Origin of the sequence: Wolbachia endosymbiont (group A) of Pipizella viduata (assembly GCF_964028555.1) — a bacterium.
GTDB lineage: Bacteria > Pseudomonadota > Alphaproteobacteria > Rickettsiales > Anaplasmataceae > Wolbachia.
Genome location: NZ_OZ034787.1, coordinates 403,340 through 427,313 on the forward strand (window position 1 = coordinate 403,340; position 23,974 = coordinate 427,313).

Annotated in this window: 17 protein-coding genes and 1 pseudogene; 5 read left to right on the plus strand and 13 right to left on the minus strand. The window is 35.2% G+C overall.

Annotated elements, in window-relative coordinates:
- Positions 1-128 precede the first annotated feature (128 nt).
- The 3 genes from ABWU50_RS01885 to ABWU50_RS01895 all read left to right on the plus strand — a co-directional run bounded on the left by ABWU50_RS01885 (position 129) and on the right by ABWU50_RS01895 (position 3,351).
- Positions 129-1,907 carry a hypothetical protein gene (locus tag ABWU50_RS01885; RefSeq protein WP_353276105.1) on the plus strand — a complete coding sequence of 593 codons (1,779 nt, stop codon included), beginning with the start codon at positions 129-131 and terminating at the stop codon, positions 1,905-1,907.
- Between the two features lie 184 nt (positions 1,908-2,091).
- Positions 2,092-2,688, plus strand: a complete 597-nt coding sequence (locus ABWU50_RS01890) for a riboflavin synthase (RefSeq protein ID WP_264731374.1) — start codon at positions 2,092-2,094, stop codon at positions 2,686-2,688.
- 57 nt (positions 2,689-2,745) lie between these two features.
- Complete coding sequence (locus ABWU50_RS01895) at positions 2,746-3,351, plus strand: CvpA family protein (protein WP_253307316.1); 606 nt, start codon at positions 2,746-2,748, stop codon at positions 3,349-3,351.
- A 50-nt stretch (positions 3,352-3,401) separates the two neighbouring features.
- On the opposite strand, the gene uvrC is transcribed toward ABWU50_RS01895, so the two are convergent.
- From uvrC to secB, 13 genes and pseudogenes are all read right to left on the minus strand, one after another.
- Positions 3,402-5,222, minus strand: a complete 1,821-nt coding sequence (gene uvrC / locus ABWU50_RS01900) for an excinuclease ABC subunit UvrC (RefSeq protein ID WP_353276106.1) — start codon at positions 5,220-5,222, stop codon at positions 3,402-3,404.
- Between the two features lie 7 nt (positions 5,223-5,229).
- Positions 5,230-7,323, minus strand: a complete 2,094-nt coding sequence (gene glyS / locus ABWU50_RS01905; RefSeq protein WP_353276107.1) for a glycine--tRNA ligase subunit beta — start codon at positions 7,321-7,323, stop codon at positions 5,230-5,232.
- A 3-nt stretch (positions 7,324-7,326) separates the two neighbouring features.
- Positions 7,327-8,166: a glycine--tRNA ligase subunit alpha gene (locus ABWU50_RS01910; RefSeq protein ID WP_253307313.1), complete on the minus strand. Its 840-nt coding sequence runs from the start codon at positions 8,164-8,166 to the stop codon at positions 7,327-7,329.
- Between the two features lie 44 nt (positions 8,167-8,210).
- The gene (locus ABWU50_RS01915; RefSeq protein ID WP_253307312.1) at positions 8,211-8,969 is read right to left on the minus strand and encodes a phosphatidylglycerophosphatase; all 759 of its coding nucleotides are present in this window, start codon (positions 8,967-8,969) and stop codon (positions 8,211-8,213) included.
- A gap of 137 nt (positions 8,970-9,106) precedes the next feature.
- Positions 9,107-10,111 (minus strand): porphobilinogen synthase, encoded by a 1,005-nt coding sequence (gene hemB, locus ABWU50_RS01920; RefSeq protein WP_353276108.1) that lies wholly within the window; start codon positions 10,109-10,111, stop codon positions 9,107-9,109.
- Positions 10,104-11,129 (minus strand): NADH-quinone oxidoreductase subunit NuoH, encoded by a 1,026-nt coding sequence (gene nuoH, locus ABWU50_RS01925; protein WP_264687804.1) that lies wholly within the window; start codon positions 11,127-11,129, stop codon positions 10,104-10,106. Before nuoH ends, hemB begins: the two co-directional genes overlap by 8 nt.
- Complete coding sequence (gene nuoG, locus ABWU50_RS01930; RefSeq protein WP_353276109.1) at positions 11,113-13,161, minus strand: NADH-quinone oxidoreductase subunit NuoG; 2,049 nt, start codon at positions 13,159-13,161, stop codon at positions 11,113-11,115. Before nuoG ends, nuoH begins: the two co-directional genes overlap by 17 nt.
- A 5-nt stretch (positions 13,162-13,166) precedes the next feature.
- Entirely contained in the window at positions 13,167-13,379 is a 213-nt protein-coding gene (locus tag ABWU50_RS01935; RefSeq protein WP_006015760.1) for a hypothetical protein, read from the minus strand.
- Between the two features lie 245 nt (positions 13,380-13,624).
- Positions 13,625-15,127: a leucyl aminopeptidase gene (locus tag ABWU50_RS01940; protein WP_353276110.1), complete on the minus strand. Its 1,503-nt coding sequence runs from the start codon at positions 15,125-15,127 to the stop codon at positions 13,625-13,627.
- A gap of 96 nt (positions 15,128-15,223) precedes the next feature.
- Positions 15,224-15,874, minus strand: coding sequence for a protocatechuate 3,4-dioxygenase (locus ABWU50_RS01945; protein WP_353276111.1), 651 nt, complete (start codon positions 15,872-15,874; stop codon positions 15,224-15,226).
- A gap of 183 nt (positions 15,875-16,057) precedes the next feature.
- Positions 16,058-19,168 (minus strand): annotated as a pseudogene (gene putA, locus ABWU50_RS01950) (bifunctional proline dehydrogenase/L-glutamate gamma-semialdehyde dehydrogenase PutA).
- A gap of 125 nt (positions 19,169-19,293) precedes the next feature.
- Positions 19,294-21,885 (minus strand): aconitate hydratase AcnA, encoded by a 2,592-nt coding sequence (gene acnA / locus ABWU50_RS01955; RefSeq protein ID WP_353276112.1) that lies wholly within the window; start codon positions 21,883-21,885, stop codon positions 19,294-19,296.
- A 14-nt stretch (positions 21,886-21,899) separates the two neighbouring features.
- On the minus strand, positions 21,900-22,403 hold the full coding sequence (secB, locus tag ABWU50_RS01960; protein WP_253309505.1) for a protein-export chaperone SecB: 504 nt from the start codon (positions 22,401-22,403) through the stop codon (positions 21,900-21,902).
- 164 nt (positions 22,404-22,567) lie between these two features.
- Here secB and ABWU50_RS01965 point away from each other — a divergent pair, with 164 nt between their 5' ends.
- The gene (locus ABWU50_RS01965) at positions 22,568-23,218 is read left to right on the plus strand and encodes a Tim44/TimA family putative adaptor protein (protein ID WP_264731357.1); all 651 of its coding nucleotides are present in this window, start codon (positions 22,568-22,570) and stop codon (positions 23,216-23,218) included.
- A 24-nt stretch (positions 23,219-23,242) separates the two neighbouring features.
- A complete protein-coding gene (gene dnaQ / locus ABWU50_RS01970; RefSeq protein ID WP_253309507.1) occupies positions 23,243-23,938 on the plus strand; it encodes a DNA polymerase III subunit epsilon in 696 nt (231 codons plus the stop codon).
- The last annotated feature ends 36 nt before the right edge of the window (positions 23,939-23,974 follow it).

The window sequence follows — 23,974 nt, forward strand, 5'->3', positions numbered from 1 at the left end:
AAACTTTAATTATAGTAAAATCTTGAATAGCATCAACAATCTAAAAACTGTCCCATTTTGATTATTAATTTATTGACCAATTAGTTTTTTTTATTTACCTTTGCGTTGATGAATTTGCTGTATCAACCATGCACAACAGTGACACTGAAACTGATAATAAGTACAAAATAGAGGATTTACCTAAGTTCTTTAAGGAAAGATCCAAAAACATAAGTAAAGCATTTTCTAGCAAAATAATTAAGATCAGTACCATTCGCTCGAGAAGTATTGAAAGTAATATACAAGAATTTTCATTTGAGCTAACAGCAACAGATAAAGACACCTTTAATATAAGATTATTTCGAATAAAATCTTTAATTGATTTTTTCAAAATCTGCCTTCTTCAGGAAAAAAATTTTACAGTCAACATAAAAGTGCCCAAAGAAAGCAGTGAATTATATAATAACTACTGTAAAACTAACAATTATAAAACTGTAAAAGAATTCGTAAATAATGCTCCGCCTCAAATCCTTCTGCAAGGAATAACAATCATACTACAAACAAATGTTAAAGACATTAACTTAGATAATTTGCACCAAATAGGGTCATTTTTAAATGAAAAGCTAAAACATGCAGAAAAAACTGAAAATGAGGAACAGAGTCAAGTTACACTACAAGTAAAAGAAGCAGAAAATAAAGACAGACAAGAACAGAGTGAAACTAAGCAAAAAAACGCACAAAATAGACAAATTGTACCATTTACAGGCTCGTTTGGCTTTAACGTAGCAAGCAAAGTAAATTGTAAAGCTCCAGTGGTTACTGCTGCAATAAAAGCTAATATACCAAAATATAGAATCTTCCTTCCCTTATCCAATTTTTTTAATGATGTAATAAGGTTATCCCTTTTAAGAACACCAAAACCTTCTATACAGAGCAACAATATACCATTTGGTGTCATTCCAGCGCTTGACGCTGGAATCCAGAAAAAAAAAGAAAAATGGACCCCAGTGTCAGCTACTTGGATGACAAGTAGTATAGGAAATCCAATACCTCAAGAAGCAGAACAGAATGTAGGTCAAACTACTTCGCACACAGAGTATTTTAAGGCTAACAGAAAAAAGAAGTCAAAAAAGCAGACCAAAGAACTATCAGAGAAAGAAAAACAATTAGCCATAAAACAAGCACAAAATGATGCTAGAGTAGCTATGTTAGATAACCAGATTGAGCGCAGGGGAAAAAAACTCGATGAAATATTTATTGAAGTGATGAATGGATACAAAAATCAAGATCCAGAAACATTTCGCAATGTTTTTAACTCAATATTCAATATTGTTTATTTTCAAGATAAACAATTACATGAAATATTAGAGTCAGGTGAGATATCAGAAGTATTAGAAATACCACAACCAGCTGGCAAGTCTTCTTTTCCAAAAGAGTATTTACATAAGCAAGTATATAAAAAAAAAGAGCAATTGCTCAAATTAGTTTCAGGTGTTTATATACAACAACCTCCTACGCAACATGAAAATACTCCTCATAAATCTACAAACCCTTTACCAATAAATAAATATAAAGATCCTTCACCAGCAACAAATGAAGCTAAAACTCTACCAACTACTAACATTACACTCAAATCACCGTTAAAAACTGTATTTTCCTCAAAAAAGGCTTATTTTTGTCTATTTATAATAGTAGCATCTGCATCAACACTTTGCTTATGGCATTTTCCATTAGGAAAAGTGTCAATGTTAAAAGGATTAGTGCCACCAGAAAAAAGAGAAAATATTGGGTTAGCATTGAACATAGGGTTACCAACATTGATTACATTATGTGTTTTGAGTTTAGCTTACTTTATATATTCTGAATATTCTATAGAATCTGTTAAGCAAGTAAGTGAAAACGATCCCCTTTCTCGCGCCTATAGCTAGTGCAGGCTCAGTTTTCCTACGTCATACCGTCACGGTATCTCACATAGATCCCACTAACAAGCAGCGGAATGACGAATTTGTCATTTTTTAAATCGTTGGTAAACCAGAATTACTTTAGCTATAACAAAATAGAAGTAAGTTGTTGTAAAAAATTTTTCATGGTAAAATTATCTATTTTCACCATATGTTTAAAGGAATTATCACGGATATCGGGACTATAACTGATACTACCACTCACTCCAACTCTGATCAAATTTTCCATATCAAAACACAAAATTTACCCTCTATAAACAAAGGAGATTCAATAGCTTGCTCTGGTGTATGTTTAACTGTTGTGAACATACTGAACGATGTATTCACAGTTCAAGTGTCTCAAGAAACTATGAAGGTTGCTAACTTAAATACGTGGAGAATAGGAAAAAAAATAAACCTAGAACAAGCAATGCGGCTAAGCGACAGAATCGATGGCCACTTGGTTCAGGGTCATGTTGATGGGATAGTAAAAATTTTAACAATTGAGCGAAATTTAGATTCTCATGAAATCAAACTATCGTGCCCACAAGAATTAATTAAATTTGTTGCAAAAAAAGGCTCCGTTACACTAGACGGGGTTTCCCTCACAGTGAATTCAGTTATTAATCAGGAATTTATAGTAAATATAATTCCCTATACATGGGAAAATACAACTTTTCAGTACAACAAAATAAATGATTATCTGAATTTAGAAATTGACATTATCGCTAGGTATTTAGATCAATTGATGCAGCATAAATACAATTAATTTTACAACCTTGTTATTTACAACTATTATATCTTGAAAACCATATAGATATAAAATATGCTTTTCGATAGCCTAATTATCTTCATTGTTGTTCTATGCGTAATAATCTCGGTAACTAGAGGTTTTATAAAAGAGCTATGCGCACTAATGTTTCTATTTTTATCAATTTTTCTGACAGCTAATCACTATGATTTTTTCACTCCAAATTATAGTAAATATTTTGATTCTAAAGTTATACTAAACATACTTTCTACAATCTCTGTATTTATTATACTTAATCTTATATTCATGATAATAAACAACTGGCTAATGTACATATTATCACCCATAAGGTTGGGGTTTATCGATAGAGTTACTGGAATCTTTCTCGGAGTGCTTAAAGGAATATTGCTCTCTTATGTATTATTTTTTGCTGTGCACTTATATTGCTACACAGTATATGACAAAAAAGAATATGGCAAAAAAGAGGAACATTCTGAAATAAAAGCAGAAGACATATTGCCTAATTGGATAATAAATTCACACTCTTATCAGGCTTTATTTGTGACAGCAGAAGAAGTAATTGACATGTATGTACCAGAGTCGTTGATACTAAAAATAAAAGAGATCGGTGGAGAAATGGTTGATCAAGAAAAACCCAAAAACAATAAAAAAGAAGAGTAAATATTTATTTATAAATATGTTCATTAGGAGTATTCAAAAAGCCATATGTGTCAGGTTAAGAGCACTCCTCTCTTATAATTCACGTATTTAAGAATGACTTCTGCTAAACCTTTACTAATTCCATGTACGTTTTGAATTTCAGCCAGAGAAGCTTTGCTTATATTTTTCACTGAACCAAAATAAGACATCAACGCCTTTTTCCTTTTGTTGCCAATGCCGGGTATTTTGCTTAATTGTGAAACTATAAACTGTTTATCGCGTTTTTTTCTATGTGAAGTTATCGCAAAACGGTGGGCTTCATTACGCAGCAATTGTAAGTAAAGCGTGACTTTGCTGTCATTTGCCAGACTGAATTCTTCCCTGTCCAGCATATAAAATGTTTCATTTCCTGCGTTACGATCAGGACCTTTTGCCATACAAGCAAAAGGAACGTTTATATTCAATACTTCCAGTACATTCTGTACTATGGAAACATGTCCTGGTCCACCATCAATCAGTAAAAAATCAGGTATTATGCCTTTTATATTGCCGGAGAAACGTCTGGTTAGCACTTCCCTCATCATTTTATAGTCATCGCCTGAAAATTTTTCCTTTATAGTAAATTTTCTGTACTCACTTTTTAAAAAACCCTCCTGCCCTGCAACAACCATTACACCAATTTGTTGATTTCCAAATATATGGCTATTGTCATAAACCTCAATACGCTTTGGAATGTTTGGTAACAAGAAGATTTTGCTAAGCTCCTCAAGCTTTTCTAGGTTATTTCTATAATCGATAAGCTTCTGCTCTAAGCTATGCTGAGAGTTATCATAAACAAATTTCAATAAATCACGCTCTTTTTTATTCTTTGCATGCAGAACTTTTACTGGCTTTTGAGCAACCTTATATAGTGCTTGTTCTATAATTTCCTTATCCACAATAGAATCTGGAACGTAAATTTGTATTGGAGGTATGTTAGCTGAATTATAAAAATTGACCAAAAAGGTGGATAAAATTTCATCATTTGAGTGATCACCACAGTTCTCGGCAAAGTAAGGAGTGCTGCCGTAGTTGTCTTTATTTCTGAACGATAACACACTAATACATGCTAGATCCTCTTCACGTACAATACTGAAGAAATCTGCATCTTTTTCAAAAGAAAAATCCGTGTGCTGTATTTGAATTTGCTCAAGAAACTTTACCCGATCTCTATATATAGCAGCAAGCTCATAGTTTTCTTCACTGCTGCACTTTCTCATTGTGAAAAGTAACTGTTCTTTCACTTCCTTGTTTCTTCCAAGCAATGTATTTCGTGCCTGTTTTACTGATTGGCAGTAGTCGTCTTTTGTGATTTTGTTTATGCATGGTGCTGAGCAGCGCTTAATTTGATATTCAATACATGGTCTTTTTGTTGAGGAAAAGTATTGATCTGAACATACTCTTAGGAGAAAAGCTTTTTGCAATGACAATATAGTTTGCTTAACAGCAGCGGCAGATGTAAAGGGACCATAATAATGAAACTCATTCTTCTTAAATTTGCCTCTATATTTTGCTATTCTTGGATAATCGTGCTTGGAAATTGTTATATAAGGATAAAATTTTCCATCCTTGAGCACAATATTATAAAGTGGTTTCAATGATTTTATTAACTGTGCTTCAAGAAGCAGTGCTTCGATTTCATTCTCAGTGATGAATATTTCAACCTTAACAACCTGTGAGAGCATAACTCTAATTCGTTCAGAAAGGTTTTCGAATTGAAGGTAGTCAGATAATCTCGATTTCAAGTTTTTTGCTTTACCAATGTATAAAACTTTATCCTTATCTCCAATCATCTTATACACACCACAAGACTGCGGAGATAATTTTATCTGTTCTTTATATTGCTTGAACATTTATCCATTACTTGACTTGTATGAGGTTAAAATCTGCTACTAAATGAAAGACGGAAACTACATTTTCAAGCAAAGATAATCTGTTTCTTCTCAGCTTATCAGAATCACAGTTAATCTTTACACTGTCCATAAACTGATTGATAAACGGAGCAAAACCAGCAAGTTCATCAAGCGCTGCATTAAAGTGGTTATTTTTTATCGCTTGTTTTATGTTTTTACAAGCAGTTATAGCACAATTTGATAGCGCAATTTCTCCATTTTCAATCAAAAATCTCTTACCGTAAGATGCACTATAAGTAGTGCCATCACTTTTCCTTACTTTGCTCATCATGTTACTGACTCTTTTGTAAGTGCTTAGAATCTGTTCACCTTCTGGCGTACTAAGATAACGATCCAATATAACAGTTTGCTTTTCTGCTGTCAGCAGATCATTAATATCGATTTTATATAGTATTGAATCTACGACATCTTGCCTTATATCTCTATTTTTTAAAATAACCTTGAATCTTTCTAAGCAGAATCTAAATACTAGTTCTGAAATTTGTTTTCTATTTGGCTTATCAACTGACGTTGTATTTTCATTAAATAGAAGCCTTGAATATAAAGATACTGACTTATCTATCAATGGCCTAATTGGAATATGCAAATTATTTTCAAGTATTGTTCTAATTATACTAATTGTCATTCTCCGCAAACCAAACTGATCATACGAACCAGAGATTTTCTCACCTGCTGCAATTAAACCAACTAAGCTATCCACTTTGTCTGCAATTGACACAGCAATTGCTGAAGGGGATTTAGGACACTCCTGCTCTGGCCCGATTGGCTTATAGTGTTCAGTTATAGCTTCCACTATTTCTCTATCTTCTTGAAAATAAGAAGCATAATATCCACCCATTACTCCTTGTAATTCTGGAAACTCTCTTACTATCGATGTTGCCAAATCAGCTTTTGCCAAATATGCAGCACGTTCAACTTTTATCAGCGAAGCATGTGGAATAAATATAGCTATATACTTTGACAGAGACGTAATACGTTTCACCTTTTCCCCCACGCTGCCAAGAAAAGCATGAAATAATATCGAACCCAATTTTTTGACATAATGATCCAGATCTTCCTTTTTGTCCTGAGATATCAAAAATTGTGCATCAGCAAGACGTGCTTCTAATATTCTTTCGTGTCCTTTAACAACTTCACCATTGTTGACGTTGACAACAGTGACAAAGTGTGAAATTCTCTTTCCATTACTTAAAGCAAGATATTTTTGCTGCGTATTAATTATACTAAGAATTACTTCCTTCGGTAATCCAAATGACTTTTCTTGATTCACTTCACCAAACAGTACGATTGGCCACTCTATAAGCCCTGTTAATTCATTTAGTAAATAATCATTTTTCTCAAGTTGTAAATTCTGCTCTTTTGTGAATTTATTAATCTGATCTAGTATAAATTGCTTTCTTTTGTCCAGCTGGAGAATTACGCTGTTTTTTTCTAGCAATTCAAAATAGTCTTTAGGTGCTTTAATAGTTAACGTCGCATCACTTGAGAGAAATCGATGGCCATATGTTGTGTTAGATGCTGTGATCCCTGCAAAAGACACAGGTATTATTTCGTCATTTAAAATGCATAAAATGTTTTTAATTGGCCTAACCCACCTTTCTTTTCCTTCGCCCCATCTCATGCTCTTCAACCAAGAAAAGTTTTTGAGCATTTCCTCCAGTTGATTTTTGAGGAATTCTCTGATGTTAAATGAGCAGCTTTCTCTTTTAATGAAGTAAAAATCCTCATTATTTACTTTTCGAACGAGCAAATCTTCTTCATTTTTCTGATATTTTCTTAAAAAACCTTCGATAGCACTTTTTGGTGCGTTAATGTTTGGTCCCTTAACTTCGTTATTGGAATCCTTTAGCTCCAAAGCATTTATGTTGTCAACAAATAGGGTAATGCGACGTGCCGTTACAAAAACCTCCATTGATGTAAATTTTACATTATTTTTGTTAAAAACATTGGCAATACAGCTCTTAACTTGAGTTGCAGCTACATTCTGCATTCTCGATGGTATTTCTTCTGAAAGGCACTCAAATAACAACTGCAACGACATACGCTATTTACTCATGTACAATTCGCAACATTTTTTTGTCAGCTCTCTAACTCTACCAATATGCGCTGTACGTTCATTGACACCAAGCACACCTCTTGCATCAAGCAGATTAAGTAGGTGACTAGTTTTAATACATTGGTCATAAGCTGCAATTGGTAGCTCCTTTTCAATAAGGAACTTACATAATTTTTCCGTATCTTCAAATTGCTGCTGTACCACTTTAGTATCATAATAATCTAACGCTAGATAAGAAAATTCATATTCTCTTTGTTTAAAAATATCTCCGTAAGTTACACCGTTATCGTTCCAAGTTATATCGTAAACATTATCTACACCTTGTATGCACATTGCTAAACGTTCCAACCCATATGCCACCTCACCAGGAATCATCTTGCAGTCAATCCCTCCAACTTGCTGTATATAAGTAAGCTGTGTTACTTCCATTCCATTGCATGTAACTTCCCATCCAAGTCCTGATGCACCAACACTTGGGTTTTCCCAATCATCTTCAACAAACTTAATATCATATTTTTCTGTAGATATGCCAAGAGCTTTTAAGCTATCTAAATAGACGTTTTGTAAATTATTACCAGATGGCTTTATTATAACTTGATATTGGTGATGTTGATACAAGCGATTAGGATTATCACTATAGCGTCCATCTGCTGGCCTAATTACTGGTTGTAGATATGCAATTTTTGTCGGTTTTGTATCAATTGCAGACATAATTGTTGCAGGATGTAATGTACCAGCACCAACTTCAGATGTGTATGGGTGAAGTATAACGCACCCTTCACCAGCCCAAAAATCTTGCAACTCTTTTATTATACTTTGTAAATTCACACAAATTGCACACTTTTTATACTAAATATATAAATAAATAAGTACTATTCAATATTTATTTTTTTTGCAGCACTATGTAAATAATCACCTAAAACTGCTGAACTTTCCCTCACATACTGAATTATGCTTTTATTTAGGACAATTGCATCATGCATAGTTAAATCGCAGAATATAAATGCTGTTAAATACAGTAAAATCACCGCATAAAATGTGTGAAAAATCCCCTCAAATGTAATTGAAATTGCATTATTATAGCTGAGTTGTATTGAACTTATTGGCCATGGTTTTATCACTTCTACGACATTAAAAAATACGTAAGGTATCATAAGAAAAAAGAAAAAGTGCATAAAATCATTAAACCAAAATGGGCATTGAAACATCTGCTTACATATACTCCCATAGAGTTTACTTACAGTATAATAAATTGACATTATTGCTGGCATTGAAAGTGCTACAGTCAATACTTGCCCTGACGCTATTTGTATTACTATTTCTTCACCACTGTTTGCTGAAGGGTCCTGAGCATGAAAAATAAATATTCCAATTAATTGTATTACTAACATAACTATTGCCAATTTTGTAAAAACAGCAGCTACAACTATTCCTGAATTTGGCATTTTATATAGTAAATATTCGCCTCCATATGTAAAAATCAATATAACATCGACAATAAATAATATTAAAAAAGAAGACCAATAGTTCTGCCAACCTGGTAAATATCCTATTCCCAAAAAAGAGCTTACTGTTTTGGCAGGAAAAACCTTACCTAGCATCTTTCCCAAAAATTCAAAAAAAATTCCCATGCTCTAAGTAACACTTGGTTTATATTATTTATAATACTGTATTGTAACGGACTTATCAATAACTTAAAACATGTATTGGAAAATTTTAGGTAATATGCAGCAACAGTAGAAGAACATGCGCCAAAAATTTAGTAATTTTATAGGGCTTGTGCACTTAAATTTTTTGCAATATCAAGTGCAGCGTAAGTGAATATTGCACTTGCACCTGCACGTTTGAAACCAATCAAAGATTCATAAATCACCTTGTCATAATCCAGCCAGCAATTATTTGCAGCAGCTTTTATCATTGCGTACTCACCGCTTACTTGGTAAGCAAAAATCGGAAAATTAAACTTATCACTTGCTGTTTTGATAATATCCAAATATGGCATACCTGGTTTAATCATAATAAAATCTGCACCTTCATTTATATCCATTTCAATTTCGCACATTGCTTCGTGCGCATTTTTATAATCCATTTGATAACCACTTTTGTCTATAGAATGTGATAGCCCACATGAACCAACGACTTGCCTGAATAGAGCATAGAAGCTAGAGCAATATTTCACCGCATAAGATAATATTAATACGTCTTGAAAGTTATTATCATCTAATGATTTTCTGATTCTTCCTATTCTACCATCCATCATATCAGAAGGAGCAACTATATCACATCCTGCCTTCGCTAAAGCAAGTGCTTGCTTACACAGTACTGATATAGTTTCATCGTTTTCTACATCCATCTGATTATCTTTTAAAATGCCGTCATGGCCATGAATAGTGTATGGATCCAGTGCAACGTCTGCAATAATACCAATTTCAGGTACCTTTAATTTTACAGCACGGATTGCTTTGCAGATTAAGTTGTCAGAATTATATGCTCCCTCAGCGTTTTCAGATTTTAGTTTACTATCAACTACAGGAAAAATTGCAACAGCATTAATTCCTAAATCTTTAGCTTCCTTAACTATAGACACTAATCCATCTATTGAATAACACTTTACGCCTGGTAAGCCAGAAATTGGTTCAGTTGTTTCTTCTCTGTCGTGAACAAACAGAGGAAGAACCAGATCATTTACTGATAGACTATTTTCACTTGTTAAATTGCGAACCCATTTGCTCGAGCGCCTGCGCCTTAATCTTGTATTTGGAAAATTAAACATTGGACCCAGGTAAATTCCCAGTAAAGAGCAACACTCCTGAAATGAGTACCACCCAAAGCACCGATATTGGCAGAAACACTTTCCAACCAAGACGCATTAGCTGATCATATCGATAACGAGGTATTGTTGCTCTAATCCAAATAAATACGAACAAAAGTATAACTATCTTCAAAACGAACCAAATCAAACCTGGAATTTTGTAAAGTAAACTAAACTCCAGCGGCGGATACCATCCTCCTAGAAAGAATATCGTCATCATAGCACTTGCTAGAATCATATTTGCATATTCTCCAAGAAAAAAGAGGGCAAAAGGCATGGATGAATATTCAACGTTATATCCAGAGACAAGCTCTGCTTCAGCTTCTGGTAAATCAAATGGGTGACGATTAGTTTCTGCAAGCAAAGAAATAAAAAATATTATTCCTATAGGCATTAGTAGCAAATCAACCCAAAATGGCATGTTGTGTTTCGCTACCACCATCTCTCCAAGGTTCAACGTACCAGTTGTAACAACAACTGTAGCAACTATTAAGCCTATTGAAACTTCATATGAAATCATCTGAGCAGCCGACCGTATAGCGCCAAGAAATGCATAATTAGAATTGCTTGACCAGCCTGCAATAATTACGCCGTATACTCCCAGCGACGATATAGCTAGCACATAAAGCACTCCAACATTAATATTTGCTATAACCTTAGGAATCACTACTTGCTGGCCATTTTCTACAATTACTTCAGCACCAAACGGTATAACTGCCCAGGCAATTAATGCCAAGATAAAGGTAAGCATTGGAGCCATAATGAACAGTATGGTGCTCGCTCTAAATGGTATTATCGGCTCTTTAATCAGTAGCTTAATAGCATCTGCAAATGGCTGCAATAGCCCAAAAGGTCCAACTACACTTGGGCCGTGTCTCAGTTGAATTGCACCAATAACCTTACGCTCAAAGTATACCAAGTACGCAACTGAAAGTAGTAGCGGTACTAAAATAAATAAAATATTAACTAGCGTGTTCATAAAAAGCTTTAGTACAATCTGCCATTATTTTTGAAGCGCGACTTATTGAATCCGTCATATAAAAATTACACTCCTTTAAAGTGAAAGGTGTATTACTTAAGCTTATCCCATCATTGCTAATTGGCACCCATGTGTTTTTTACCACTTGATCGGCATTTCTAAACTGTGGACCGATAGTATCTAATTTTTTTCTCACATCAAATAAACTATCATACGGTAAAGAAAGGTCTAAATATTGTGAAAGATTTTTAATAATTAACCAATCCTCCTTTGCTTCACCTGGAGGAAATACAGCTAAATTTGTTCTTTGCACTCGACCTTCAGTATTTACATAAGTTGCATATTTTTCTGTATATGCAGCACCAGGCAAGATAACATCTGCCACATGTGCACCCTTATCACCGTGATGACCTTGATAAATTACAAATGTATTTTCTAATTTTGATGTATCAATTTCATCTGCACCAAGAAGATAAATGACTTCTATCTCGCCACCTTCTGTATGCTCCAGTATTTGATTAGTGTCTTTTCCACCTTTTTCAGGAACAAACCCAACGTCCAGACCACCAACTCTTGCTGCAGCTTTATGCAGCATATTAAAGCCATTCCAGTCGTCTCTGACCATGTTAAATTTTTCTGCAATTTTGCCAGCTAGAATTAGAATTGATTCAGAATCATCTCTTATTAATGCATCTTGACCAATGATCAGCATAGGGTTTTGAGCAGCTACCAGCAGCTCGCAGAATTTATGATTTCCATTTGCTATTTCACTCAAAATATCAGGATTATCGCCCAATTTCTCAACATGATACAAATATTCAATGTTAGGACCAACACTTGCAATAGGAAAGTTGCCCTGTAAATATCTCTTTCTCAATCTTACATTAATGATCGGTGCTTCTATCCTTGGATTTGTATTTATAAGCAGACACAAATCTGCATTCTCTATACCCTGGGTAGTGGTATTGAACACATAAGATCCGCGATTACTTGGTATAAGCTTTGCACCATCTTGCCTGCAGTCTATATTCCCCGAGCCGAGCTTCTGCATCACTTCTTTGAGTAGAAGCATAGACTCACAATCTGCTAAATCACCTACAATTGCAGCTATTCTATTTGATTTTGTATTCTTTAATTTCTTTGCAGCAATAGTTAATGCTTCATTCCAATCAACCGGGGCTAATTTACCATCTCTTTTTACATAAGGTTGATCAAGACGCTGAACTTTTAGTCCATCATAGGCAAAGCGGGTTTTATCTGATATCCGTTCTTCATTTACCTCTTCGCTCAGTCTTGGTAATATTCGCATAACTTCCAGGCCACGATAATCAACTCTAATGCTACTTCCCACAGCATCTAGCACATCTATAGTCTCACAATGTGATAGCTCCCATGGACGCGCTGTAAAGGAGTAAGGCTTTGAAGTTAAAGCCCCTACCGGGCAGAGATCTATGATATTTCCAGATAATTCAGAACTAATATGCCTTTTTATGTAAGTGCTAATCTCTACATTTTCTCCCCTTCCGATTCCTCCAAGTTCATTTGTACCTGCAACATCAGACAAAAATCTAACACACCGAGTGCAATGAATGCATCGATTCATCGCAGTCTCAATCAGTGGTCCGAAGTGTTTTTTTGGCACAGCCCTCTTATGCTCATCAAGTCTGCTGGTTCCTTTCCCATAAGCCATCGTGATATCTTGCAAATCGCATTCACCACCTTGATCGCAAATTGGGCAATCAAGCGGGTGGTTGATTAGCAAAAACTCAAGCACACCTTCACGTGCTTTTTTAACCTTAGGGGTATCAGTGTGAATAACCATCCCTTCTGCAACTGGCATTGCACAAGAGGCTACTGGTTTTGGAGGTCCACCCTCAACTTCAACCAAACACATTCTGCAGTTACCAGCAATTGCTAAACGCTCATGATAACAAAAACGTGGAATTTCAACGCCCACGACTTCACAAGCTTGAATTATAGTGAGCCCATGCTCTACTTCACATTCCTTAGAATTAATAGTAACTTTAACCATAACTATTATACAGCTTCCCACTTTATAGGATTGCCGCTTACCTCATCTTCAACCAGATTGCCGTTGTCATATTGAGCAGACATATAATTCATGCGCGAGTCACGATCTATATATCTAACAGGTTTTACCGGTTTATCTTTATACATTTTTTGCTCGGCCTTCTTACGCTGAGTAGGGTTATTTTTACTAGCTGTCTTTGCTTTCCCACCTACTGCCATATAAACTCCTAAAAACTTTTCATTCTATTTTAACACTTAAGTATATAGCGTCAATATTTAATAACTTTAAAATTTCAATAGATCTCTTATTATAATCATTGTTTAAATAAAAAGTTACTCCTTGATATCATTCCAGTGCTTGACCAGAAAAAAAGAAATATGTATCAGCTACTTTCATTTGCTGCGCCTCGAAAATAAACGTTCATGTAGCTGTGAGTCAGGCCATAAATCCAGTATAAAGACCTTTAATCATTGGCTTCGTAGTACTTTTTAACCAACTTATTAAGTAACCTTACACCAAAACCTACTGCTCCTCTTGGACAAATGTCAGTACCTTTTTCGTGCCAAGCAGTGCCTGCGATATCTAAATGTGCCCAGCAAGTTTCATTCACAAAACGCTGTAAAAACTGTGCAGCCATTATGCTATCTCCACCAGAGCCTGCAGGAGCGATGTTTTGAACATCAGCAATCGGTGAATCAATAATTTTGTCATAAGTTTCATTCATAGGAAAACGCCATAACTTCTCACTTACTTCATTTCCTGCATCAATCAGACGGTTTGCTAATTCATCATTATTTGAAAAAAGACCAGCATATTCGTTATTTCCAAGTGCAACCACTATAGCACCAGTTAAAGTTGCAAGATCAATCATAAATTTTGGTGAGAATCTGTCTTGCGTATACCATAAAGCATCTGCAAGTATGAGCCTTCCTTCTGCATCGGTGTTCAACACTTCTATCGTCTGTCCAGACATTGAAGTTACTACATCACTCGGCCTTTGAGCATTACCACCCACTGCATTCTCTGCAAGTGCAACCACGCCGATTGCATTTACTTTTGCTTTTCGTCCTGCTAAAGCATGCATCACCCCAACTACAGCAGCAGAGCCTGCCATGTCATATTTCATCGACTCCATACCACGTGAAGGTTTGAGTGATACTCCACCAGTGTCAAACGTTATACCTTTACCAACAAAAGCTATTGGCTTTTGTTCTTTAGAAGCCCCATTCCATTTTATCACTACTAATTTTGGTTCTTTACTACTTCCTTGTGCGACTCCAAGCAAGGCTCCCATTTTTTTCTCTTCCATCTGCTTTTTATCAAGCACTTCGATTTCAAGGCCAAGCTTAGTAAGCTCTTTTTTTATATGATCAGCATAGGATTCTGGATATAGAATGTTAGAAGGCTCTGTTATAAAAGAGCGCGCAAGGAATATACTCTCACCTTCTTGCCTTGAGTGCTCAAATGATCTTTCAGCATTACTTAATTGCTCATCTTTTACTAATACGGTAATTTCCTCTACCTCTGTAATTTTCTCATCCTTTTTAGTTTTATACTTATCAAACTTAAAACTACGCAGAAACGCACCATATGCAACATTTGCTGCACTACCTTCGATTAAAATCGCTGCTTTCTTAATTTTTAATCTGCTTAGCTCACAATATATTTTACCACCAATATTTAATTCTTTATTTTCATTCCATTCATCCTTCTTACCAAGTCCAACAACTACAACGTTTTTTCCTTCTGGTAAAATGGTAGAAGAAAATTCACCAAAGCTTCCATTAAAATCGCTAAATTGCTTTATATTATCTATGATCTGTTTTCCTTGCAAAACTCCGCCATCATTTACGGTTTCATTGTCCTCAAATAAACCCATTACTATTGTTTTAAAATCGGGCGAAATTTTAGAAATTGTTATTTTCATTGCTGGCATCTCCGTTGCAAATAATTGTAAACTGTACATAAAACATAGCAAAAACATCAGTAAGATATTTTTCATATACATCCTAAGTACAATAACATTCAAGTTTACTATGGACTACCTTATATGCAAGGGTTTTTATCTTTTATTAGAGAACGTATTATATCCACCCAAGGTAATGTTAAACGTATAGGTTTTTATGACCTGATTACTGTAAGTAAATGGTGTTATGAGAAGGCTTGCAAGCCCATTACTAACAAAATCTCCAAGAACAGGATCAGCACAATTATCGCAATTATGGTCAGCAAAAAACATTTGCGTTGTGAATTCTGGAAAATCTGGATGTTGAACTAGAAAGTTAATATGTGGAGCTCTCTCACCAATTTTACCAGGTGCTATCGTAATAAAATTATAATAGCCAAGATTATTCACTACAAACCTTCCTGATCCAGCAAAATTCGGATCGAGTTGATTATCCTCTATATTCTCATCGTAATGGTTCACGCCGCGTGAATTCGCGTGCCATATAGAAACTACAGCATTTTGTATTGGTAAACAGTTTATATCAGTAATTCTACCCACTATGTGTATTAATTCTCCTGTTGCACTATTTGGAGAACCAGCTTTCCTTCTTAAATTGTTTGAAGAGCTAAAATTTTTTGGCCTTGCATCAAGGTCATATATTTCTGGAGTTTCAATGCAGTTGAGCAAAACAGGATCAGCTGCAAATAGCGGCAAACTGAATACCGTTTGTACTAAAAGCGCTAATAAGATATTTTTCACATTCATTTCATTTATAATGCTTTTATTCAGATTATAGCAGCTTTTTTCTTTTGTTTAAAGATAAGACTTCCTTTGGAGCCGCTTTATTTCAGTGCATAAGCTGGTCCTTTTCGGATCTTAGCGCTGTGTACATAACTGCACGAACGTCTAGCTTAGGGGTAAGATAGGAGAAAAATTAGGGCCCGCAAATTAATCCAAACACATAAGTGTAGTGTTACCACCGAATGCTGTAGTGTTAACACTTACAACTTTTTCTGTAGAAAAACGCTGTAAATAATGAGGACCACCAGCTTTTGGCCCAGTGCCAGATAGTCCTCTACCACCAAATGGTTGTATCCCAACTGCTGCACCTATCTGGTTACGGTTGATGTAGACATTTCCAACTGATATTTTTTTGCTTATTAAATCGATCTGATTTTGTATACGGCTCTGCAAAGAAAATGTAAGCCCATATCCTGTATTGTTTATATCACTTATAACTTCATTTAATTGTGACTTGTTAAAACGTATGATATGCAAAATAGGACCAAATACTTCTTGCTTTAATTGCGAAATTTTTTGTATCTCATAAATATATGGAGGAAAGAAATAACCATTATGAGAATTTGTATCCATGGGTACTTTAAATAACAGATTTGAATCTTCGTCCTCTGACATTTTTTGCGTATGTTGAGTTAGCATATCGATAGATGCTTTGTCAATTATTGGACCAATATCAGTACTAAGTTGTATTGGGTCACCAATCTTGAGTTCTTGCGCTGCACCACATATCATTTTTATCTGCTTCTCTGCTATGTCCTCTTGAATAAACAGCACTCTAAGTGCAGAACAGCGTTGGCCGGCACTGCGAAACGCAGAAAGTACAACATCTGTAGTCACTTGCTCTAAGAGAGCGGAGCTATCAACAATCATAGCATTGAGCCCTCCTGTTTCAGCAATAAGCGGTACAATAGGACCATCCCTATCCGCAAGCATTTTATTAATTATTTGAGCAGTTTGTGTTGAGCCAGTAAAAGCTACTCCAGCAATTCTATTGTCTGGAACTAATATTTTGCCTAAATATCCACCATCCCCAGGAATGAGGTGTAACACATTTTTTGGTATCCCAGCTTCATGTAGTATCTTAACAGCTTCGTAGGCAATAATCGGCGTTTGCTCTGCCGGTTTTGCCAGCACCGCATTACCTGCTGCAAGTGCAGCTGAAACCTGCCCAATGAAGATAGCAAGTGGAAAATTCCATGGTGATATACACAGGAAAACTCCTCTGCCTTCAAAAAAGATGAAGTTATCTTCACCCGTTGGACCTGGCAATTTTTTCCAGTCGCTCAGTTCATTTTTTGCTATCGTTGCGTAGTAACGTAAGAAATCCACTGCCTCTCTTACTTCCGCTATTGCATCAGATAAAATTTTTCCTGCTTCTACGATCAGAATGTAAATCAACTCTTTCATCCTTTCTTCAAGCAAATCTGCAGCTTTTTCAAGGCATTTAGCGCGCTTTTCTGCTGAAACATTCTGCCATTCAGTAAAAGCATTATGTGCTATTTCAAGAGCGTTTAAAACTTGAGCACTTGTTGTATTTGACACTTCTCCAATTACATTTTCTAAATGTGCAGGATTCACCACTTCAGTAAATTTGGCATCATCAAAAAGTGACTGTCCGTCAATTATCGGCCCAACTTGCCATTTTTTTCACTAAAGCTCTTTATATCATCTGCAAATTGTGAGACTATCACCGAGTCACTAATATCCATTCCCAAAGAATTTTTTCTTTCTGGTCCCAAAATATCTTGTGGTAACGGAATGCCTGGATGAGGTTCATAATTAAAATTTATAGCTTTTTCCAGTGGATCTGAAATTAACTCATCAATTTTAATGAACTATTAGCTCCATTTTCAAGAAGGCATCTTATAAGATAAGGCAACAAGTCACTATGTTCCCCAACGGGTGCGTAGACACGACAGCTAACATTTGTTGCAAGCTCTGACATTGTATAATCATATAAGTCTTTTGCCATTCCATGTAAGCGTTGAAATTCAAATCCAGGGTGGTTTTTATCAGCAAGTTCCATGATAGAAGCAAAAGTATAGGCGTTATGAGTTCCAAAGCATGGGTAAAAGCTGTTTGGTTTACTCAAAAGTTTCTGTGCGCACGCGAGGTAAGATACGTCAGTATAGCTTTTTCTTGTAAATACTGAGTAATCATTTAATCCCAATTCTTGCGTACGCTTGATTTCTGAATCCCAATATGCACCTTTTACAAGTCTGACCATAATTTTATGATTTGATCGAATAGCAACATCCTCTACAAAGTCAAGAACAGACAAAGCACGTTTTTGATATGCTTGTACAGCCAAGCCAAGCCCTTCCCACTCAGAAAGTGATTCATCAAGCCGTAATTGTTCAAACAAGATTAAGGACATTTCAAGCCTTTCTGTTTCTTCTGCATCTATGCATAATGAAGTGTTGTATTTTTTGCTTCATGACAAAGCTCTAGCAGTTTAGCTCTCAACTCTTCAGCTATATTATCGAATTGACCAAATTCATAACGTGGATGTAACGCAGACAATTTGATTGAAATTCCATGCGATTTAAAACAATCATTTATTTCAGTGGATTCACCTATAGCTTTTATTGAGTGCATGTATGAATTAAAATACTCTTCTGCATCTTCAGCTGTGTGAGCAGCTTCGCCAAGCATATCAAAAGAGTATAAAAACTTACTATTGTCATCTAGTTTTGCATACCTTAAAGCTTCTTCTATGGTTTCTCCAACAACAAAATGATTACCAAGCATAGACATTGCTTGTTTTACTGCTTTGCGAATGATCGGTTCTCCTAAATTCTTAAGTAACTTAGAAATTGCGTAATAGAACTTCGAATCGCCTTTATTATCTCTCAATATACTGCTACCTATCATCAAGCTCCATGTGGAAGCATTGACAAACAACGAAGAAGAGTGCCCTAAATATTTATTCCATTCCTGATTGGCAATTTTATCTTTGATTATTTCGTCTATTGTATAATCATCTGGTATTCTAAGTAGCAATTCAGCAAGGCACATCAATGCTATTCCTTCATCATTGGAAAGCGAGTATTGCTGCATAAAGGAATCTACAATACTTAATTTATTGTGTTTGATTTTTTCAATAACTTGTTTTGCAATATTATAAATTCTACTTTTTGAATCAGCTGAAAGCTCTGCTTTTTCTACAAGATAACGTATATAACTCTTTTCATCAGTACGATAAAATCCTTGTAAACGTTTTCTCAATTCGTTAGGTTCTTGTATAGAGGTAATCATAATTATCTATAAAACACCTTTACTATATGTAAGGTAAAATTATATCATAACTTCGCGTAGAATAAATTATTATTTATAAAAGAGCCAGGGCTGGCTAAAAGAAGTCTAGTACTTACTTAACTTTACTAAGTCAAGAGAAGTATGTAGCTCAATACTCCACCATCCATCAAGTATTTAACCTCAGTTGCAGTTTGTACACAGCATTTGAGTTGAATTGATTGTTCAGAACTATCCTTTCTTTTGATGATACATTCTAAATTTCCACTTGGCACTATTTCACCTTTTATGCTTATTATCTCACTACCATCAAATATCTTTCTGGTTATTCCATTTTGGAATATAAGTGGAAGAACACCCATGCCGACCAAGTTGGACCTATGTATACGCTCAAAGCTTTCTGCAATTACAACTTTAATCCCCAACAATAAAGTACCTTTTGCTGCCCAATCCCTACTTGAACCTGTGCCATACTCCTTTCCTGCCACAATGATGAGAGGAACATTACTTTCTTTGTAGCGCATTGCTGCATCAAAAATCGACATAGTTTCTTGAGAAGGAATATATTTTGTATAGCCGCCTTCGATGCTTACCATTTCATTTTTTATTCTAATGTTAGCAAAAGTTCCACGCATCATTACATTGTGGTTACCACGACGAGATCCATACGAATTAAAGTCCTGTGGCTCAATTCCAAGATTTTTTAAATATATACCTGCAGGACTACTTGAGGCAATATTTCCAGCAGGGGAAATGTGATCAGTGGTTACGCTATCGCCAAACATTGCCAATATTTGTGCACCTTTTATATCGATTGTTTTATCTTTATTATTTTTAGGTGATAAATTATCAAAATAGGGCGGATCTTGTATGTAAGTGCTGTTTGCATCCCAATTATAGATTTCACTTTTTTCACACTTTATCTTTCGCCAATGTTCATCACCAGAAAAAACATCCTTATACTTTTGTATAAACATCTCACGTGTTACCACATTTTTAACACAATCTTCGGTTTCATTGTTTGTTGGCCATATATCTTTGAGATAGACATCATTTCCATTCTTATCTTTGCATATTGAATCTTTTGTCAAATCAGTTTGCACAGTACCAGCAAGTGCATATGCAACAACAAGTGGCGGAGATGCCAAGTAATTAGCTTTGACTAACGGATGAATTCTTCCTTCAAAGTTACGATTACCAGATAAAACTGCAGCAACAGTTAAATTTTTGTTTTTAATGCCATCTTCTATATCTTTATTAAGTGGACCAGAATTCCCAATGCAAGTTGTGCAACCATATCCAACTAGATTAAAACCCAAAGCATTTAGATCTACCTGCAATCCAGACTTTTCTAAATATTCTGTTACAACTTGTGACCCTGGAGCAAGAGAAGTTTTAACCCAAGGCTTTGATTTTAATCCAAGTTTAATTGCATTACGAGCTACAAGACCTGCAGCAATCATTACACTTGGATTTGAGGTGTTAGTGCAGCTTGTTATTGCTGCAATAACTACACTTCCATCTTGAAGCTTATCACTTTCCTTTGATTCGTTAACTGAAAATGATTTAGAAAAAGACTCTGCCACTTGTGAAAGAAAAACCTTATCTTGTGGTCTTTTGGGACCAGCCATTACTGGCTTCACGCTTGATAAATCAAGCTCTAGTGTGTCAAAAAATGCTAACTCATTATTGCCACGCCACAATCCTTGCTCTTTCGCATAAGCCTCAACTAGCTTTTCTGGCCTTCCGGTTAAGCTTAAATAATCTAGCGTTTTCTGATCAATTGGAAAAAATCCACAAGTTGCGCCATACTCTGGGGCCATGTTTGCTATAGTTGCCCTATCTGCCAAAGATAAATAATCTAAACCATCACCATAAAATTCTACAAACTTACCAACAACACCCTTTGTTCTTAGGATATTGGTAACCGTCAGCACTAAATCAGTCGCAGTTACTCCTTCCGGCAGTCTGCCAATTAATTTAAATCCAACTACTTCTGGAATCACCATACTAATTGGTTGACCAAGCATCACAGACTCAGCTTCTATGCCTCCAATACCCCAACCAAGGACTGATAACCCGTTAACCATCGTAGTATGGCTATCCGTACCAACCAAAGTATCAGGATACAAAACCCCATCCTTATTACATACAACTTGCGCTAAATACTCAAGATTCACTTGGTGGCAAATTCCAGTACCTGGCGGTACTACTCTAAAATTTGTGAAGGATGATTCTCCCCACTTTAAGAATTGATATCTCTCCAAATTTCTTTTTACTTCTAGCTCAACATTCTTACTGAATGCGGAAACACTTCCATAACTATCTACTTGAACAGAATGGTCGATCACAAGATCAACGGGCACAGACGGATTTATGCTGCTTGGATCGCCTCCATTTTTCTTGACATAACTCCGCATAGAAGCTAAATCGACGACAGCAGGGACCCCTGTAAAATCTTGCATCAACACCCTTGCTGGCTTGTAGCTAATTTCATGATTAGCGTGTTTATTAACGCAACTTGCTAGTATTTTTATATCATCCAGCTTTACGTTTACTCCATCTTCATTGCGCAATAAATTTTCAAGCAGAACCTTAAGTGAGCAGGGCAATTTAGTTACATCTATTCCTAAAAATTCACTAGCACTATTTAGGCTAAAATAGTTGTATGACTTCCCGTCAATGTTTAAAGTCGTTTTTGCGTTTAAAGAATTATTCATCAGGTTACATCATATTAGTTAAAATTGGAATTACTACCGTTACTTCTTTGTTGTTGACTTTGCTGCTCGTACATAGTTTCAAAATCTATAGGATCTAGCATTAGTGGGGGAAATCCACCACTGCTTGTAACTCTTGCAATTATTTCTCTTGCAAAAGGGAAAAGAAAAGTAGGTCCGCCAATAAACAAAGCTTGTCTTACCTCTTCCTCACTCAACTCTTTAAAATTTTCTATTGAAAAAATGCCACAATATTTTGTCTCACAAATGAAAGCTACGCCATCTTTTATACCTTCATCTTTTATCGTTGCTCTGACTTCTATATGTAAAGTAATTTCATGGAAAGATTTTTCTTCATTTACTCCTTCTTTGTTTTCCATTCCTTCTAATTTCGCTGAATTGATATTAACCATTACATTAATATCGGGAGCTTTATTTGAAGAAAGGAATGGCGAATTCGGATTCTCAAACGATAGATCTTTAACATATTGACCGTGAATTCTCATTTTTTGTTGTGGCATTTCTTACGTCTCCTTTAATTAAGTTGAGATATTTAATACTTTCTTATATAATATATTCATTTACAAACGAATAGCAAACCTGATTATAAGTTGATATGAAAAACATATTTTCATTAATAATTAATAATGTTCGGATACTTTATATGCCAAGGAGTTGAGTTACTATGATAGAGCTTGTAATATATACTTTATTAGCGGCGTTCATTTTTTCACGTTTGTATAATTCTTTAGAAAGGTCAGCCAATCTCAATCTAAAAAAGCTAACTAGTGTGTTGGATGTAAGCCGAAGTAAAGAAGATGTAGTAGAAAACATTGAGGGTTACATTGATAGCAACGATGAAAATTCAATAAAAGTTACTTATGAACAAATATTAAAAAAAAACAAAGATTTTTCTATTTCCCACTTTATAGAAGGTTCAAGCATAGCTTTTGAATTAATAATAAAGTATTTCAATCAAGGAAATTTGTCTCAGTTAAAACCACTTCTCGATAAAGACTTATATGATAATTTTGCAGAGAAGATTAAACATCGTAAAGAGGTGCACGAGTCTATAATTGTTTCTATCGTTTCACAAAAGATTTTAGAAATAAAGCTAGTAAAAAACACAGTGTTTATTGCAGTATATTTCCTTTCAGAGCAAATTAACTTTATTAAAGATAGCTCAGAAAATATAATATCAGGTAGCACATCCACCATTAATAAAGTTGAGGATGTATGGCAATTCAAAAAAAATGTTAATTCATCAGACCCAAGCTGGTTGCTTGTTTCTATTAACTATAAAAAGACAAATAACGATAAGACAAATGACAAGTAAGATTAGTTTTATTTAGAGTTAACCGTGGAAAGCAAGCTGCGCGAAATAGTACTTGACACTGAAACGACAGGTCTTGACACTGGATCTGGTCATCGAATTATTGAAATAGGGTGTGTGGAATTAATTAATCGTATTCCAACAGGTAAAGTACTCCATCGGTACCTTAACCCAGAAAGAGATATACCTTATCACTCGTTTAAGATTCACGGTATTAGTGAAGAATTTTTAGAAGATAAACCATTATTCTCAGATGTTGCACTTGAATTTCTTGACTTTATATCTAATGATATTTTGGTAATTCACAACGCTGAATTCGATGTTAAGTTCCTTAACATGGAGTTAAGCAAGCTGAATGCTGGGTTAATTTCCTCAGATAGAGTGCTAGATACATTACCTCTTGCGAGGAAAAAATTCGTAGGATCACCTGCTTCTTTGAATGCATTATGTAAGCGTTTTGATATATCGCTAGAGAATAGAGAATTGCACGGAGCACTAGTTGATGCTCAATTGCTTGCAAAGGTATATGTTGAACTTACAGGAGGGTTACAAACCTTTCTGTTTGATAATGAATGCAATCAGGACAGTAACTCTACATTCGTTCAGCATAAAGTGCGTAATCTAACTCCCAGAGAACATTCACCAAATAGTGAAGAAATTGATGAACATAAGAAACTGTTAGACAAAATTAACAATACACTTTGGGATAAATATATTGAATAGGTTAACCAATAAAGATACAATTTGATTTTACTGAGA